We start from the raw sequence: 18,047 nt of genomic DNA, 5'->3' as shown, positions 1-18,047 counted from the left end.
GATTCAAGACATGAATCGTTTACTCTTCAAAGTAGCAGGGGCCGGGTACTCCCCGGCCCTTGCTACTTACTTTTGCTGTGATAAAAAAGTAATCAGCGAAGCAAATTCGTCGTATGACAAGGCATTGGCCAGGCCCGTTGGCATCATGGAAGTATCCATTTCTTTGCGGCTGGTGATCAGCGATTTCTTGATCGTGTACACCTGCCCGGTAATGTCACGCATAACAAGTTGAGACGAGGATTCTTCGGTTATAAATCCGGTATAACTCTTGTTTCCTTTGGCCGTGATCAACACGGTGGAGAAGCCCTGCGATATGGATGCGTTGGGTTTAAGGATCGACTCCGCAATCTGCTCCCGGTTCATAATCGACCCGATCTGGCCCATAAACGGACCTTTCATGGGGTCATTCTTGCTCAGGCTATGGCAGGCCACGCAACCCTGCTGGGTGAACAGGGTTTTGCCCAGGGCGGCCTCTCCCGGTATTTTGGCAATGGCCAGCATGACATCTTCGATCGAGGTTGCGCCAACCTGCCCTTTCTTACTTCTGATTTTTTCCAGATCGACTTTATTGTCTTCCTGGACGACTACCGGTGCCTCTACCCCGAATTCTGGAATTTCTAAACGAAGCCGACTGTTCAGGTCGGTAAAAAATTGCTTGTCCTGAGCCTGCTGCCATTCGTTAACCAGCAGTGTTCTGATGGCAGGGGAGGCCTCCCAGTCAATGGCTTTGTAGTAGGGGCCGTGCGTATCCGGACGGGTGCTCCACCACCAGGAAGCGTCGTATGGCGCTTCTTTTCGGTACAGGCGCGCCAGGGTGATCAGGATTTGCTTTCTGAGTGCTTCGTCTTTTGTCTGCTGGTAGGCCTTCGTCAGACCTGCCACAGCGTCGGGGGTGTGCATGTAGCGCAGCGCCCATAGTGCCAGCGTGGTGTTTGGCGAGCCAATGGCCTGGACGCAGGCATCTGCAGCGTTGAGTTTTACGAGGGAACGAACGGCTAGGTGAGCCGGTACAATATCGGCGTTAGGGGTGGCGTGGGCACCTTCAACGCCCTTGGCTGGTGCAACAAACGAAACAGGTACCTTTACCTGTAACAAAGCGGGTATCGCTTCTTTGTTCTCCAGCCGACCCAGGCCGACGAGGGACGCTACCTGTACGCGTTCGGAAGGATCGTTGACGCCACGAATGAACGGGTCCAGGGGCACTTTATCCGTGAACGGCTTGCGGTCGGCCAGAGCCCGGAGGGCAAACTCCCGCACCGACGCATCCTGTGTTAAGCTGACCAGGTTCTCGATACCCGCTGCCTGAGCCGCCTGAGCGTATGTGTAGATAGCCGCTACCCGGCTGGCCAGGGGCAGGCTTTGATTGGTCGCTAGCTTCCAGGTACTTTTTGCTGCCTGTTTGGCCGGGCGGGTCAGCAGCTCCTGAGACGCGTGCAGGCGCAGCACTGCACTCTGGGAGGTAAGCATGGTGGCCAGTTTTTTCACCGAAGCCTTTTTTAAGTCGGGGAAGGCGGTGTAGGTCCAGTTTTGTGGAACGACGCGATCTACATACCCTTTGCTGGTACTGCCTACATAACTCGCTCCGTTCCAGGCTGCCAGGTACATCCGGCCCGAGCCATCCACGTCGACATCCGTGATCTGTGGCAGTTTGATAAACTCTTCTTCCTGTTGGGTGAAAGACGCTTTTACCGGTGTGACCCGATGAATGTACAGTTGGTTTCTACCCCAGTCGGCCATCATGGGCGTCTGGTTGTACGCCTTGGGCCAGGTAGGCTCGTCCAGGTACAAAGACCCGGTTCCCGATCCGCCACCGACATCGACCAGGGCCGGAATAATTTCGTCGGTAAAATGCTTGAACAGCACGGGGTAGCCATACTCAGCGGATTGAATCTGGTGACTGAACCGGATATTCCAGCCCCCCCCGTCGTTGGTATTGTCGCGGGTGAAGATGTTCATGTACGGGTCGATGGCCACATCATAAATGTTGCGCATACCGTGCGAATAAATTTCCATTTCGGTGCCGTCGGGCCTTACCCGCACAATGCCCCCACCCAGCATGGTCAGCTTTTTGCCCGAGCGGTCTACGGCGTTATGAAAGCCAAAGTCGCCAACGGCAATATAAATCCAGCCATCGATGCCCATCCGTATGCCGTTCGTGGCATGGTCGACACCCCGCTCCTGAATGAACGTCGTATTACTGAGGTTTTCGATCAATGGTTTGGAAGGCCCGTCGGCCACGCCATCCCCGTTTTTATCGGTAAACACGACCAGATTCATGCCCGTAGCAATGCCGGTTTCGGGCGAGAAGGCGGCATGCAACACAAACAACTGATCGCCCAGCGCGAAGATGCCCCGTGGGTTATCGACTTGAGCATACAGGGTGTGCTGGTCTACTTTGCCGTCGTTGTCTTTGTCTACAAGCCGGACAATACTGCCCATATTTGGTTTTTTACCCAGCGATCCCTGCTTGTCGACACCGACAAATACCTCACCCGTCGGGGCCACCGCCAGGCAGGCCGGACTGGGGGTCAAGTCCGGCCCCGAGAAGGTAGTGACCTTCAGATCGGCCGGGACATCGGGTGATTTAATCCGGGTAACGACTTCTGGTTGTTTTTTGGGGAAGATTCCGGTGTCGTTGATGCCGTAGGTTAGCAGGAAGAGAGAAAGAAAGCTGAAAGAAATTTTAAACATGCTTAAGGGGGTGTCTTGCCAAATGAATGAAGTAAGCTTTTGTCTTAAAGCTTAACGGATACTCAATTTTACCGTAATCGTTGATTTGCCCGGTCAATTTACGAAACAAACCCGTCATTCTGAATCGGCCTGGCTGTAGTCATTATCGCGCAAAGCTTATCGTAATGAACATTGCCGAGCTATTGAGCCTTACTTACTACAGCAGCCCAGCCTATTCGGTGGGCTGGTTATGAATAATACAACCAAAAACGAAACGATGAGTAAAATAGCCCTAGTGGTTGGCGCCAGTGGCATTGCCGGCAGTAATCTAGCCCAGGAACTGATTCGTCAGGGGTGGATAACGTACGGCCTGGCCCGCAACCCTAACCGCGAAATCGAGAATTTACGTCCGGTTGCCGCCGACCTGCTTCAACCGGATAGCCTGCAAAACGCGCTGGCCGACATTAAGCCGACGCATGTGTTTTTTACGAGTTGGATGCGCCAGGAAACCGAAGCTGATAACATCCGGGTCAACAGCGCTATGGTGCGTAATTTGTTAGCGGCCCTGCAACCCCAGAAGTCCATTCAGCACGTTGCGCTGGTTACGGGGCTCAAGCATTATCTGGGACCATTCGATGCTTACGCAAAGGAAGGGTTTCTGCCGCTAACGCCATTGCGCGAAGAGCATCCCCGGCTGGATATCGAAAATTTCTACTATGCGCAGGAAGACGAGGTCTATGCCGCAGCGTCGCAAGCCGGGTTTACCTGGAGCATTCACCGCCCCCACACGGTCATCGGCAAAGCCGTTGGCAACATGATGAACATGGGAACGACGCTGGCCGTGTACGCCACGATCTGCCGCTATCAGGGACGGCCCTTCCGGTGGCCTGGCTCGGAAGCTCAGTGGAACGGCCTCTCCGATGTGACGGATGCCCGCGTACTGGCCAAACACCTTATCTGGGCGTCTACTACCGAAGCCGCTCAAAATGAAGCCTTCAACATCGTAAATGGGGATGTCTTCCGGTGGAGTTGGTTATGGCAACGGATCGCAGATTGGTTTGGGATAGAAGCGGTAGGCTTCGAGGGAACCATTCAGCCATTGGAGGCCGAACTGGCAAAGGATGGACCTCTCTGGCACGAAATCGCTACCAGGTATAACTTGACGGAACCCAATCTGGACCGGATGGCATCGCCCTGGCACACCGACCTTGACCTGGGCCGCCCCATCGAAGTGATGACTGATATGTCGAAAAGCCGCAAGCTTGGCTTCACCGTCTACCAGCGGACAGACGAATCATTTTTTGACTTATTCGAGCAATTGCAGAAAGACGGGTTACTGCCTAATCTGAAGAATCTGGGTGATTGATAGCCTACCGCATTGGTGTCTGTCAGGCAAACGTGTTCGCACGCAGCCCGTGTCTCCACCATAGCTGTTAGCGTAACGTGAGAGGAATGTCCGTGGGTCGTGTCCTCACGGCCCATCTGTTCCGTAGGTAATTCTGGCTGGCCGCAACGGCAGACTGGCATAAGTGGTTTGCGCGGGTACTCTATTGTCGGTATCCGCACAAACCATGGCGTACCCGCGCAAATTTATTAACCACAGCGAGATAGATAAAATAGAGTTGTAAGGTACTATACATTAGTCGTTTATGCTTTTTATTTTCTGTCTCGCTTTGGTCATTACTTAACTCCCGATTCGTATCCAGACTATGTAACCTCTCAAACATTTTAGTTAGTCAGCTCTTTATATATTAAAATTCAATTAAAGAGATGATTAAGATAGGGTACCACTCGTCGCACGAGCAGTTTAAACCCAGTGAGTTACTAGCCCGAATTCAACAGGCCGAGCAGGCAGGGTTTACAGCCGGTACCTGCTCCGACCATTTCCACCCCTGGAGCGACAAACAGGGCGAAAGCGGTTTCGCCTGGAGTTGGTTAGGCGCGGCTTTACAGGCCACTTCGCTTAGCTTCGGTGTGGTGAATGCACCGGGCCAGCGGTATAATCCGGCCATCATTGCGCAGGCTGCGGCTACGCTGGCCGATATGTTTCCCGAGCGTTTCTGGATTGCCGTGGGCACAGGCCAGTACCTGAACGAACACATTAATGGCGAACGGTGGCCATCCAAAGCGGATCGTAATACCCGGCTTAAGGAGTGCGTCGACATTATGCGTGCCCTCTGGAATGGCGAAACCGTAACCCACCGGGGACTGGTTACCGTAGATGAAGCCCGCTTATACACCCGTCCCGCTATCAAACCATTGATCGTCGGAGCCGCCGTTACCAGTAAAACCGCGGAATGGGTAGGGAGCTGGGCCGATGCACTAATCACTACATCGCGCCCGCATGAAGAGCTTAAAGAAGTCGTTGATGCGTTCCGGCAGGGAGGTGGTGCCGGCAAACCCATGTTCCTGAAAGTTCAGCTGTCGTACGACCCCGACGCCAAAAAAGCGGAATCGAGTGCGCTCGAGCAATGGCGGGGCAATATCTTTCCCAACAGCGTTATGACGGAATTGCGAATGCCCAGCTTCTTCGATGATGCGGGTGACCTTGTCGATGTCGCTTCGTTCCGCAAACTGGTGCGCATATCGGCCGACCTCAACCAACACGCCGACTGGTTACTGGAAGATTTGTCGCTTGGTTTCGAACAGATTTCGCTGCACAACGTCAATCGCCAGCAACAGGGTTTCATTGACGACTTCGGTGCGCAGGTTCTTCCCCAGCTTTACGAACAAAACGCTTAGTCCCGACCAGACAATTACATTGGACTGCCTGACCTGCTCTCCTGAGTAATTCGGGCGAACGCCATCAACACTCAACTTGAATGAAAAACAACAATACGAACGAACAGATACGACTGAATCAACAGTGGAAAAAAGAAGAAAACTGGTACAAATGGGGCCCTTATCTCAGTGAACGTCAGTGGGGAACAGTCCGGGAAGACTATTCCGCCGAAGGTAATTCCTGGGAAGCATTTCCCCACGAACACGCCCGGATGCGTACGTACCGGTGGGGCGAAGACGGACTGGGCGGCATCTCCGACGAAACGCAGACACTATGCTTCGCGCTGGCGCTCTGGAACGGGCAGGACGATTTTTTGAAGGAACGCCTGTTTGGGCTGTCTAACGGCGAAGGCAACCACGGGGAAGACGTCAAAGAACTTTACTACTACCTCGACAACACGCCGACCCACAGCTTCATGCGGATGCTCTACAAGTATCCGCAGACGGCTTTTCCCTACAAAAAACTAACCAGCCAGAACAAGCGCCGGAAGGTAACGGAGGGAGAATACGAAATTCTTGATACGGGTTTGTTCGACAACAACCAGTATTTCGATGTGCAGGTGGAATACGCCAAAAAAGGCGTTGATGATATACTGATTCGGTTAACGATTACCAATCGGTCGAGCAAAGCGGCTCCGTTACAGTTGCTGCCTACATTATGGTTTCGGAACCGGTGGTCGTTTCGGGAAGAAGAAACCCATCCCCAGATTGAGCGGGTAGAGTCGAAGCAAAACGGGTTAAGTCAGGTGCGTGCTGTTCACGAACGGTTGGGTACCTACACGCTCAGTTTTCAATCGGCTGATGCGGTTCTGATGACCGAAAATGAAACGAACATGGAGCGGGTTTTCGGTCGTGAAAATACATCGCCCTTTGTTAAAGATGCGTTTCACGATGCCATCACAACGGGCCACCTGGAGCCATTTAGCGAACAGCCAACGGGTACTAAATGTGCGCCCGTTTATAACCTTACCGTTAAAGCCGGCGAGACGATTGTGGTGCCGCTTCGGCTCCATAAAGATGACCTGACGGATCCACTGGGCAATGACTTCACGGCCACGTTTGCCACCCGGCAGCAGGAGGCCGATGCATTCTACGCTCCCCTGACAGCCGAAAATTCGGCCGATGATGCCCTGATCAAACGGCAGGCGTGGGCCGGACTGATGTGGTCGAAGCAGTACTATCACTATAATGTTCGGCGCTGGCTGGAAGGCGACCCGGGTTCGCCCATTCCGCCCAGCGAACGCTGGCGGGGCCGCAATTCCGACTGGCAGCACCTCGATGCGGAGCACATCATGATCATGCCCGACAAGTGGGAGTATCCCTGGTTTGCGGCCTGGGATCAGGCTTTTCAGGCCATTGCCGTTGCGCCCATTGACCTGGAATTTGCCAAGCACCAGCTGTATCTGCACGCCGACCCTCGTTATCAGTCTCCCGATGGTCGTCTGCCTGCTTACGAGTGGGACTTTTCGGCTAATAATCCGCCCCTTCGTGCCGCCATCAGCTGGTTGTTCTACGCCCAGGAACTGGAAATAACGGGCAACAAAGACTATGAGTTTTTGCTGACGATGTTCAAACGGCTGCGTCCAAACTACGAGTGGTGGAATAGTCAGGTCGGCGGAAAATACGATGGCTTGTTTCAGGGCGGTTTTCTCGGACTCGATAACATTAGCCTCTTCGATCGGAACGATGATATTCCGGCGGGCGGAACGCTGGATCAGGCTGATGCTACCGCCTGGATGGCTACCTATACGCTTTACATGATGCGGATCTGTGTCGAGCTGGCCAAGCATGACCCGGTTCAATTCGAGCCGCTGTGCTGTTACTACTTCGATTACTACATCCGCATTAACAAAGCGCTGCAGGAAGTGGCAAAACTCTGGATCGATGATACTGATCCGGACACGAATAACGGCTTTACGTACGACGTGCTGCATCTGCCCGATGGCAAGGAAATTCCTATTCTGCTGCGGTCAATGGTAGGTCTTTCCCCCCTTTTCGCGGTGATGTCACTCGATCGGGAATCGGCTCGTGCGTTGCCGTCATTCTATCAGAAAATCCAGTCCTATCAGGCCAATCCAGTTTCCGATAATCCCTGCTATTGCGTACTGGAGAACAAGGAAGAAAACGATACGATCTTTTTCAGTCTGCTCTCTGCCGACCAGCTGAAGCGACTGTCTGCGTTTATTTTTTCGGAAGATGAACTGCTGGCACCCGGCGGCATTCGATCGCTGTCAAAAATATACGAGAAGCCGTACACAATGACGGTGAAAGGGAAAAAGCACGAGATTCATTACACCCCCGGCGAATCGGATACCAACATGTATGGTGGCAACTCCAACTGGCGCGGTCCCGTCTGGTGGCCCATGAATTTCTTCATTGTGAAAGCACTACAGGAGTTTGGTAACTACCACGGTGAGAACGTGCAGGTGGCTTTGCCCTTCGGCAGCGACAACCAAGGGTCGTTAACGGATGCCGCCCAGTTTCTGTCCGATCGTTTGTGGCAGATTTTCCGTCCTGATGAAAACGGCCGGCGTCCGTATAATGGGTCGGACACGATTTATGCAGAAGATCCGAACTTTAAGGAGTTGATCCTGTTCTACGAACACTTTGATGGCGATACATCTCGTGGTTTAGGAGCGAGTCACCAAACAGGGTGGACTGCCCTGGTGGCCTGTATTTAACCAGGGGACTTCCTGGCTTTAGTCGAAACCGAAACGCTATGAAATTTGATGCCAATACAATTTTTCTGAATGATCTGGATTGGAGTCTGGCTTTCGAGATTATTGTCAGGACGCTGACTATGTTTACGTTCATCCTGATATTCCTGCGATTATCGGGTAAGAAGGGCATACGTCAGCTCTCCATCTTTGAAGTAGCCATCATCATTGGGCTGGGGTCGGCAGCGGGCGACCCCATGTTCAACGCCGACAGTGCTATTCTACCGGCTCTGCTGGTCTTCGTTACCATTCTGCTTTTTTACCGCCTGATTACCTGGCTGGCCTCCCGGAGCGAACGTTTCGAGAGTATTCTGGAAGGAGACCCCCTCTACGTGATCGAAGAGGGGGTTTTTGTGCTGATAGAGTCCAGCGATCAGACGTACGCCAAAGACGAGTTTTTTGCCGAAATGAGGCAGCAGAACATTGAACACGTAGGGCAGATCAGAATCGCCATTCTGGAAAGCAACGGGACTGTGAGTTTCTTTTATTACGCGGACGAAGACGTCAAACCAGGGTTGCCCATTCTACCGAAGATATACCAGAGAAAGCGGAACCTGCTGGCCCACCAGGGGCAATACGCCTGCACGACCTGCGGTCAGGTACAGGACTTGCCACCGGGTACACATACCTGCCCGCGCTGTCAGGAAACCGAATGGGTGGAAGCCATTCAGACGTTACGAATCGCGTAATCAGAATAAAGCATGGGTTCCGAGTCATAATTTTGCGCTGACAAATTAATGACTTCGTTGTGCTAAAAAGCCTGATAGACCAGTTGCTTCCCGGCAGTCAGTTTAATCTGGCGCACCGCCCCGGTTCCTTCAAATCCGTAACCCATTCCTACAATGTGAGCGGGGTGCTTTGGGGGGGGTAACTGATATGCCAATCGATCGTTGACGTAAAAATGAAGCCCTCGTGTATTGCCCTCGCAGCGCACCTCTACCCAATCGCTGAACGAGGTACCAAAGGGTGATAAATTCGCCGATTGACCGCTGACCAGTGTATCGACAGCAAAAAGCGTCAACGAAGCGATACACCCGCTTCGACTTAATGGAATACTGATGGCACTGGTTTCGGTGAAAAGGGCAATAGACGTGCGCTGACAAATACCGGCCCCTTGCCCGTAGTTGTTTTTAAGCTGACAGCTGAAACTGAAATCGTTGACATTTACGGGTTTAAAATTACCCACGTTGTAAAAATGAACGGCCGGAGGGTCAGGCTGTAAGGCAATCTCATTGGCCCGAATGGTTTCTGTCGACACGCTCAGTTCCGTTGACTTATCCGGTAGAGAGGCCGGTAAATAAACGGGTACAGGCTTACGATCAATTAAGCGAAGCCATCCCTGGGTAGGGATCAGCAAAGCGTGTTTACGCACTACCTTATTACCCACCAACAGGCGGGCTTCGTACGTGCCCGGATAATAGTAGAGCGACGTAAATTCGTGAGCCTGTCTGGCCACCCGTTGCCGCCGGGCGGGATCCCAGCTTTGTTGAATAGCCACCGAATCAGTTGGAGCCGCCGAGGCATCGTAGGTGAAGACTACCGAATTGGGAATACTTCGGGTGATGGGGCGGCTGGAAAATGTATAAGCCGGAGGCTGATCTGGCTGGCGGGTATAATGAATCCCGGACATAATCAGTAATCCGGTTCCGAATAAGCCACTAACCACCTGGCTCACCTGTCGCCAGTTAACCCGACGCACTGGTTGGGGCTTTGCGTTCTGTGGCTCGGTAGGCGGAGTGATGGCCGGAAGCTGATCGACATACTGACGGAAGGTACGCCAATCGGTGTATCCTATAAATTGAGCCAGGGTGTTCAGCGTCGTCACACTGGGCAAATGATCATAGCGAACCCGTCCCCACAATCGGCGTAGCGTACTGGCACTTAGCCGGACCTGTGTCTGGTCGGCAATGCGCTCGCTCAGCACCTCGAAGTCGGCGTTTTGCCAGTCGTCACCGGAGCCCCAGTTCAGCCTGGCTTCAATCTGACGTCGGCAGTGTTGCCAGTAAGGATCTTCTGTTTGCATTCAGAATCAGTATGATACGATTTGATACAACTTGAACAACCGTTGATTAAGCGTCTCCCGGTGAGCTTTTCTATGTTTGGCCTAAGTCAATAATGGCTAAAGATAAATAATAACCGATAAGCCCCCATGAACCGTATTCTGCTGATGCTAGTGCCTAGTATCTGTCTTTGTTTATTCAATATATGTGCCACGATAGCGCAGTCGCCAAAGCTCGCTAAAAAGACGTCCGGTAGCGTTAACATACCCATGGAGGCCGCCTATTGGACATTCGATTCCAGCCAGGTCGAATTTAGTACGCACCGATCGGTAAAAGCCGTTCGGGGTAAAAACAAGACGCCTTATCAGATCTTCCTCAACGACCACCAATTTACGGATGGCACCATTGAGTTTGACGTTGAGTTGCTGGGTGTTGGCTTTCCTGGTATTAATTTTCGTATGTCGGCAGATCGGAAGAACGGCGAAAACGTATACATCCGCGCCTTTGGTCCGGTACCGCCCGAACTGCGCACGACCCTGCAGTACGCTCCTATCGTTGATGGGGTGAGTATGTGGGATCTTTACGACGACTACCAGACGGGTGCTGTTATTCATCAGTCTGGCTGGAACCATGTCAAACTGGTTGTTTCCGGGCGTCAGATGCGTGTCTATGTCAATGACATGAGTCGGCCAAGTCTGCAAATTTCTCAGTTAGATGCTTCGACAGATAGGGGAGGCATCTCGCTTAGCGGCAATGTGATCTATGCCAATCTCAGAATCGAGCCTGCTACGCCGGTAAAACAGTCATTGCAGGACGACGATAACCTGGTGGCTGCTGATACGCGCTACTTAAGGCATTGGCACGTGAATGGAGCCATCGACTTGCCTTTTGGCAAAGAGCCGGTCTTCCCACTTCCCAGCATGTATGGCACCCGAAATACAACCGACATTCCGGATAGTACAGCCAATTGGATACCTATTCAGGCCGATCGGCGGGCGATGGTCAACTTGTCCACCCGCTACGGCGGAGTGCCGAATGATGGGCGTCGGCTGGCCTGGCTAAAGACGACACTGTACTCGGATCAGGATCAGCAAAAGACGCTACAGCTCGGTTTCAGCGACGAAGTGTGGATGCTGGTGAATGGACAAATCGTTTATGTCGATAAAAATTATTTCGGCACACCCAATGCCAAGAACGAAGGTCGGTGCACGCTGGAAAACGCTAGTGTTCCGTTGGCGCTGAAAGCTGGTAAGAATGAAATTCTGGTTGGGGTAGCGCATTACTTATATGGCTGGGGCCTGATTGCCCGCCTGGCCGATACCAGCGGAATTCGATTTACCAGCCATAAGTAGAGCGAAGCGGACAACGGCCCATTGATTGGTCAGGCGTTTAGCGCCATAATCAACGTTAGTATCCCAATGATCAGACACAACGGCGAATAATAGGCTGTGTCATTTCGGCCGAATGCCGTGTGTCTGATCGTTTTGAAAAAGCCAACGTACCTGAAGTCGCCAATGGACCTCAGCAGAAAAAGCCCGGCAATAAGCCACAACCCATACTGATCAAGCCATATCGGAAGAGGCCACCCAAGCCGGGCTGCTTTCTGTATGATGAATAAGCCAATGGCCAGCAACCCAATGGCCACAATAAACGTAGGGCCAGCACCGGGCATGACGGCTGCTGTCTGGTCATCCTTCGTGGGGAAAACGGCCTGACTGGCCCAGCGGCCGCCAAACCCCCAGTAAGCATGAAGGACGGACAAAAAAAGAAAGATGGCGAAAAGTAAACTTCCGATCAACAGGTTCATTTGTTTGCAGGGTAAGGCCAGCGAAAGGTGACCATAGCCGGGCAAATAAGACTGGCTGGTCACGGCTGAAAGGTCAGCCCAAAATAAGTGTATTAAGTTATTTTTTTAGTCTATTAATGGGATTTTTTGCGCAAGTCGGCATCAAAGGTTAAGGGTGTTGCGCTTCAGACGAGCAGAAACCATAAAGTACAATAACTATTCTGGCCTGACCGAAACAGTTCCGATAACAAAAAGTTAAAAAAGCATAGAGCTTACGTTACATAGGCGGCTTTTCGTCTTGCGTTTACATCCGGCTCCAGAACACGCTCAACAAATGAATGCTAGAACAACGTACCTCATCGACGGGGCTGGTCGACGCTGGTTTTTGAAACAGTCGACCGCACTGGCAGGCCTGTTTGTCGTGCCGCCCCTGCGCTTGTCCGCTACTCCGGTCACCGAAGAAAATGCCGAATTGCTGCCAGCGGGTAAGCGGTCCATTACGCTCAAGGTAAACCGCAAAACATACAAGGTAGATGTGGAGCCGCGCGAAACGCTGCTGGATGTCCTGCGCGAACGCCTTGATTTGATAGGGACTAAAAAAGGGTGCGATCATGGCCAATGCGGAGCCTGCACCGTGCACGTCGACGGCCGGACGGCAAATGCCTGTTTGCTCCTGGCGGTGATGCAACAGGGTCGCGACATAACGACTGTAGAAGGGCTGGCACCGGGCAAAGATCAGTTACATCCTCTGCAAACGGCCTTTCTGGAACACGATGGCTTTCAATGTGGCTTCTGTACGTCGGGTCAGCTTATGTCGGGGGTGAACACCATCCGGGATGGGCACGCAAAATCGCGCGAAGAAATCAGCGAGTGGATGAGTGGCAATATCTGCCGTTGCGGAGCGTATGCTGGCATTGTCGATGCCATAGAATCAGTACAAAAAGGAGGACAGCGCGCATGAAAAATTTTGATCTAGTGCAGGCCAACCAGCCCGCCGACGCGATAAAGCTCGTCGGTACGTCACCCGCCAGCCGGTTCATTGCGGGCGGAACGAATCTGGTCGATCTGATGAAATACGGGATCGAGAGTCCCGATACGTTGGTCGACATTAGCCGGTTGCCACTGGACACAGTAGCCAAAACGGCAACGGGTCTGCGCATCGGTGCGTTGGCCCGGAACAGTGACGTAGCCGCTAATAAACTAATTACCGACCAGTTTCCTTTGCTGGCGCAGGCGCTACTGGCGGGGGCCTCCCCCCAGCTTCGCAATATGGCGACGATGGGCGGAAACCTGATGCAACGGACCCGCTGCTATTACTTTTATGATACCAGTACGCCCTGCAACAAACGGAATCCGACGCCCAACGCCGGACCGAGCGGCTGTGGAGCTATTGGTGGATTCAACCGGATTCATGCCATCCTGGGGACTTCTTCCAGTTGCATTGCCACGAATCCCAGCGATATGAACGTGGCCTTGAGTGCGCTCGATGCCGTTGTGCAGATCCAGGGGCCAAACGGTAACCGGTCGGTGCCACTGATCGATTTTCATCGCCTGCCGGGCAATACACCACAGCGCGACAACGTGCTGGAAACCAACGAACTGATTATCGCTATTGATTTGCCGACTCCTCGTATGGCGGGTAAATCACACTACCAGAAAGTACGTGATCGGGCTTCCTATGCCTTTGCGCTGGTATCGGTGGCTGCCCGGCTGTCTGTTGACAATGGGATGATTCGGGACGTTCAACTTGCGCTGGGCGGAGTGGCTCACAAACCCTGGCGAATGCCCGAGGTTGAAAAACAGGCCGTCGGTCAGCCTGCTACCGAAGCCACATTTCGGGCGATAGCCGGACAACTGCTGGCGGGAGCAAAACCGCAGAACGACAACGGATTCAAGATTAAGCTGGCCGAAAATACCATCGTTCGCTCCCTACAAACGGTGATGTAATATTCGGTGACAGGATTAACTGGATAGACAGGATTTTTCGATTTAACGGGCTATGAAGTAAATCCTGTCCATCCAGTTAATCCTGTCAAAAACCACTCAACAGTATGGCAAAGAAACTCATTGGTGATCCGATTAACCGGATCGAGGGTAAAGAGAAAGTAACCGGCGTAGCCCGCTATTCGGCTGATATAAAACGGCTTAACCTGGTGCACGGTGTGCTGGTTATGAGCACGGTTGCCCACGGACGCATCCGGCAGATTGATACGAGTGCAGCCCTGAAGGTCCCCGGCGTGGTAGGCGTCATGTCGCACGAGAACGCGCCTAAAATAGGGGGGATGGATAAAAATAAAAATTCGACCCAGGCTACTGACCGCGTGCTGCACGTGTTTCAGGACAACCAGGTGCATTACAACAATCAGCCGATTGCGGTCGTGCTCGCCGAAACGTTCGAAGCGGCTACCGAAGGGGCTGACCGAGTGCGCGTAACCTACGATGTGGAGGCTCTCAAACCCGAATTGCCCGCTAACATGGACAAAGCCGTTAAGCCCGAACGACTGCCTCGTGGCGACGATCAGGTGGATACGCAACGGGGAGACATGAAGGCGGGCATGGGTGAGGCAACGGTTCGCTTTGAAGAAACCTATCGGACACCTACCCAAACCCACAATGCCCTCGAACCGCATGCGCTGGTGTCGTACTGGGAAGGTGACAAGCTCACTATGTACTCAGCTACGCAGGGGGTGTCATCGACGCAGAAGCGGGTCGCTGAGCTGTTCGGCATACCCAAAGAAAACGTGCGGGTTATCTGTCAGTACATCGGCGGGGGCTTTGGCAGCAAGGGTACCGTTTTCTCGCAGAATATGCTGGGGCCACTGGCCGCTAAGTTCATCAAGCGGCCTGTTAAGCTGGTGCTCAAACGGGAACACATGTATGGCATGGTGGGATCGCGCTCGGCCACGGTGCAGCGGTTTTCGCTGGGAGCCAAAGCCGATGGGCAATTTACGGCGATGGGGCATTACACGATTGCCCAGACAGACGATTTCGATGACTTCGCCGAACCCGCTGGTGTCATCAGCCGTATGCTTTATGCTGTTCCGAATCAGGAGACGACGCACAAATTTATTCGGGCCAACATTGGCCTGACCTCACCCATGCGGGCACCGGGCGAAGCACCGGGAGTATTTGTTCTCGAATGCGCCATTGATGAAATGGCCTCGCTGCTGAAGATGGACCCCCTGGCGTTGCGGCTAAAAAACTATGCCGAAACGGACCCGCACCGGAATTTGCCGTATACGAGTAAATCGTTGCGGGCGTGTTACGAACGGGGAGCCGAGCAGTTTGGCTGGTCGAAGCGAAACGCCGAGCCCCGGTCCATGCGCGACGGGAATCACCTGATCGGTATGGGGATGGCGACGACCGTTTATCCCGTTAACCGGGGTGAGTCATCGGCGAAAGTACAACTGAACGCAGACGGAACGGTACGGGTCGAAACGGCGACGCAGGATCTTGGCACCGGTACATTTACGATCATTACCCAGCTGGTCGCCGAAATTTTCGACATCTCGCCCGATCTGGTCACCCTGGCCGCAGGTGATACGCGTTTCCCGGAAGCCGTGGGATCGGGGGGCTCACGCACCACCGTTACAACGGGTTCGGCCGTAGTGCAGGTTGCGAAAGAGGTATTGACGAAGGCCAAAAAGATGGCCCTGAACGATACCAAGTCACCGCTTTACGCCACGCCTGAGTCGGAGATTATGATCGAGAAAGGCCGGCTTTACCGAAAGTCGGACCCACGCAAGGGTGAATCGTTGAGCAGTCTGCTGAAACGAAACGGTAACAAACCGCTGGAAGAAATGCAGGAATCGAAGGCGGGTGCGGAGAAGAATAAATACTCGACGTACGGGTTTGGCACCATCTTCGCCGAAGTACGAGTTGATGAAGCGCTTGGCGAAGTGCGCGTATCCCGGCTTCTGTCGGTGGTATCGGCGGGAAAAATCGTTAACGAGAAAACGGCCCGCAGCCAACTGTTGGGGGGCATGATTTGGGGACTGAGCATGGCATTGCACGAAGATACCCTGCGCGATCCTCGCACGGGCCGCATCATGAATCCCAATCTGGCCGAATACCACGTTCCGGTCAACGCCGATATCAAAGATATCGAAAATATTTTCATTGCCGAGGACGACGAACTAGTCAATCCGGCGGGGGTAAAAGGCATCGGCGAAATGGGGGTTGTGGGGTGCGTGTCAGCCATTGTCAATGCCATTTACCATGCTACCGGCAAACGCCATCGCGACCTTCCCGTCACGCCGGACAAGGTGCTGGCATAGCTGCGTTGCCTTACCAATCAGTAGATAAACGGAACATACTATAAGCGAACGCTGAACGTATAGCCTAACGAGTAGGGTTAACTGACAGAGAGAGGGCTACGCTTCTCGCCCGCCCACTTTCTGCTCAGTATACCTAATCCTCTTTGCATGGCAAATTTTCAGACCGTTATCTTCATCTTCACTATTTTGATCGGCTTGTCGGCCATTGCCGATAAAATCAAACTTCCTTACCCGATTTTGCTGGTGGGTACCGGTCTGGTCATGGGATTTGTGCCCTTCCTGCCCAATCTGGCCTTGGATCCTGAAGTCGCACTGGTCATTTTTTTGCCGCCACTGCTCTACGATGCTGCTTCCAGAACAGCCTGGCAGGAGTTTACCCGGTCCATCAAACCCATTGCTACCCTGGCCGTTACGCTGGTCTTTTTTACGACAACGGCTGTGGCGGTGGCGGCCCATTACGCCATTCCGGGCTTCAGTTGGCCCATGGCTTTTGTATTAGGTGCCATCGTGTCACCCCCGGATGCGGTAGCGGCCAGCAGCATCATTAAAGGGTTGGGATTGAACAAGCGGGTTATTGCCATTCTGGAAGGAGAAAGTCTGCTCAACGATGCCTCCGCCCTGGTAGCTTATCGCTATGCCGTGGCGGCTGTCATGACGGGCAGTTTTGTGCTTTGGCAGGCCAGTCTGCAATTTCTGGTGCTGGCTGGGGGCGGACTGCTGATCGGTGGTGTGCTGGGCTGGCTGATAACCGTGGCGCTCCGGCGAATACACAGTGCAACGATTCAGACCAGTCTGACTTTGCTGGCTCCTTACGTAGCATATCTGGCCGCCGAGCATGTGCATACATCGGGGATTCTGGCCGTCGTTAGCGCCGGACTCCTGATCACTCGCCTTACCCCGGAGGTTTTTTCGCCACAGGCCCGCCTGGAATCCAGGGCTGTCTGGGACACGGCTATTTTTCTGCTCGAAGGGGTCGTCTTTATTCTGATTGGCTTGCAGTTGCCGGCTATTGTGGCCGATTTACGCGACTACGGGGCAAAAGAGCTGTTTATCGACAGCGTTATCATCAGCGCCGTTACCATCATTATCCGAATCCTCTGGGTGTTTTTCAGTACCTATTATCCTCACCTGCTGGGTTGGTCGAAGGGGTCTGATTCAACCGATTCCGATACCAGTGAACAACCCAACGAAGTCGACTGGCGGAACGTGATGATTGTGGCCTGGACCGGAACGCGGGGCGTTATTTCCCTGGCAACGGCGCTGGCGCTTCCGCTCACACTGGCCAACGGACAGGTATTTCCCCAACGACCGCTGATTCTTTTCTTGGCCTTTGTCGTTATTCTGGCTACGCTGGTATTACAGGGGATGACCCTGCCCCTGCTGATTCGGCTGTTGGGCGTTGAGGCTCAGAACAATCAGGCGCGGGAAGATCAGGCGCTGGAGTTCCTGCTGGCCAGCCGGGCGTTGACGTATTTGAAGGAAGAGTTTCCAACGACCCTGCCTATTCCATTAAAACAAACGCTTGCCCGGCGGTATCAATTGCTGGTCAACGAACTGGGTGCCGTACTCGATAGGGGGGGCGATTCGGAACAGCCGTCGTCTGGTCAACAGACAACCGAAGAGCGATCACTAGTCAGTGAACTGCGCGCAGCTGAACGGACGCTCGGTGAATACCAGCAGGCTTTACTCGTTGAACTGGCCCGGGAAAACCGCTTTAGTGACGAGGTGCTCCGAACGGCTGAACGTCGACTGGATCTGGAAATGGCTCGGCTGGATGCGTCCGAACAAGCCGCCGGAGAATAGGGGGTGGTCAGAA

Annotated in this window: 12 protein-coding genes; 9 read left to right on the top strand and 3 right to left on the bottom strand. The window is 53.4% G+C overall.

What is annotated here, in order from left to right; genetic code table 11:
* Nucleotides 1-66: 66 nt before the first annotated feature.
* Entirely contained in the window at nucleotides 67-2,691 is a 2,625-nt protein-coding gene (locus ACYU87_RS10595; RefSeq protein ID WP_461134037.1) for a DUF7133 domain-containing protein, read from the bottom strand.
* Between the two features lie 256 nt (nucleotides 2,692-2,947).
* Here ACYU87_RS10595 and ACYU87_RS10590 point away from each other — a divergent pair, with 256 nt between their 5' ends.
* The 4 genes from ACYU87_RS10590 to ACYU87_RS10575 all read left to right on the top strand — a co-directional run bounded on the left by ACYU87_RS10590 (nucleotide 2,948) and on the right by ACYU87_RS10575 (nucleotide 8,857).
* Complete coding sequence (locus ACYU87_RS10590) at nucleotides 2,948-4,036, top strand: SDR family oxidoreductase (RefSeq protein ID WP_461134036.1); 1,089 nt, start codon at nucleotides 2,948-2,950, stop codon at nucleotides 4,034-4,036.
* 404 nt (nucleotides 4,037-4,440) lie between these two features.
* Nucleotides 4,441-5,412 carry a TIGR03885 family FMN-dependent LLM class oxidoreductase gene (locus tag ACYU87_RS10585; protein WP_461134035.1) on the top strand — a complete coding sequence of 324 codons (972 nt, stop codon included), beginning with the start codon at nucleotides 4,441-4,443 and terminating at the stop codon, nucleotides 5,410-5,412.
* A gap of 80 nt (nucleotides 5,413-5,492) precedes the next feature.
* Nucleotides 5,493-8,132: an MGH1-like glycoside hydrolase domain-containing protein gene (locus ACYU87_RS10580; protein ID WP_461134034.1), complete on the top strand. Its 2,640-nt coding sequence runs from the start codon at nucleotides 5,493-5,495 to the stop codon at nucleotides 8,130-8,132.
* Between the two features lie 38 nt (nucleotides 8,133-8,170).
* Nucleotides 8,171-8,857 (top strand): DUF421 domain-containing protein, encoded by a 687-nt coding sequence (locus ACYU87_RS10575; protein WP_461134033.1) that lies wholly within the window; start codon nucleotides 8,171-8,173, stop codon nucleotides 8,855-8,857.
* Nucleotides 8,858-8,919: 62 nt separating this feature from the next.
* On the opposite strand, the gene ACYU87_RS10570 is transcribed toward ACYU87_RS10575, so the two are convergent.
* Nucleotides 8,920-10,191 (bottom strand): hypothetical protein, encoded by a 1,272-nt coding sequence (locus tag ACYU87_RS10570; RefSeq protein WP_461134032.1) that lies wholly within the window; start codon nucleotides 10,189-10,191, stop codon nucleotides 8,920-8,922.
* 246 nt (nucleotides 10,192-10,437) lie between these two features.
* On the opposite strand from ACYU87_RS10570, the gene ACYU87_RS10565 reads away from it, so the two are divergent.
* Nucleotides 10,438-11,520 (top strand): LamG domain-containing protein, encoded by a 1,083-nt coding sequence (locus ACYU87_RS10565; RefSeq protein ID WP_461134031.1) that lies wholly within the window; start codon nucleotides 10,438-10,440, stop codon nucleotides 11,518-11,520.
* 29 nt (nucleotides 11,521-11,549) lie between these two features.
* Here the strand turns inward: ACYU87_RS10565 and ACYU87_RS10560 are convergent, their stop codons facing one another.
* The gene (locus tag ACYU87_RS10560) at nucleotides 11,550-12,038 is read right to left on the bottom strand and encodes a DUF3995 domain-containing protein (protein WP_461134030.1); all 489 of its coding nucleotides are present in this window, start codon (nucleotides 12,036-12,038) and stop codon (nucleotides 11,550-11,552) included.
* A 250-nt stretch (nucleotides 12,039-12,288) separates the two neighbouring features.
* On the opposite strand from ACYU87_RS10560, the gene ACYU87_RS10555 reads away from it, so the two are divergent.
* The 4 genes from ACYU87_RS10555 (at nucleotide 12,289) to ACYU87_RS10540 (ending at nucleotide 18,034) form a co-directional block, all read left to right on the top strand.
* A complete protein-coding gene (locus ACYU87_RS10555) occupies nucleotides 12,289-12,915 on the top strand; it encodes a (2Fe-2S)-binding protein (protein WP_461134029.1) in 627 nt (208 codons plus the stop codon).
* Nucleotides 12,912-13,901: an FAD binding domain-containing protein gene (locus ACYU87_RS10550; protein WP_461134028.1), complete on the top strand. Its 990-nt coding sequence runs from the start codon at nucleotides 12,912-12,914 to the stop codon at nucleotides 13,899-13,901. The genes ACYU87_RS10555 and ACYU87_RS10550 overlap by 4 nt, the downstream gene beginning before the upstream one ends.
* A gap of 104 nt (nucleotides 13,902-14,005) precedes the next feature.
* Nucleotides 14,006-16,231, top strand: coding sequence for a xanthine dehydrogenase family protein molybdopterin-binding subunit (locus ACYU87_RS10545; RefSeq protein ID WP_461134027.1), 2,226 nt, complete (start codon nucleotides 14,006-14,008; stop codon nucleotides 16,229-16,231).
* A gap of 147 nt (nucleotides 16,232-16,378) precedes the next feature.
* Nucleotides 16,379-18,034 carry a Na+/H+ antiporter gene (locus ACYU87_RS10540; RefSeq protein ID WP_461134026.1) on the top strand — a complete coding sequence of 552 codons (1,656 nt, stop codon included), beginning with the start codon at nucleotides 16,379-16,381 and terminating at the stop codon, nucleotides 18,032-18,034.
* Nucleotides 18,035-18,047: the final 13 nt, after the last annotated feature.

The sequence above is a fragment of the Spirosoma lituiforme genome (assembly GCF_054776635.1).
Note: the sequence above shows the minus strand (reverse complement) of the source record. Positions and strands in the feature narration are given on the sequence as shown.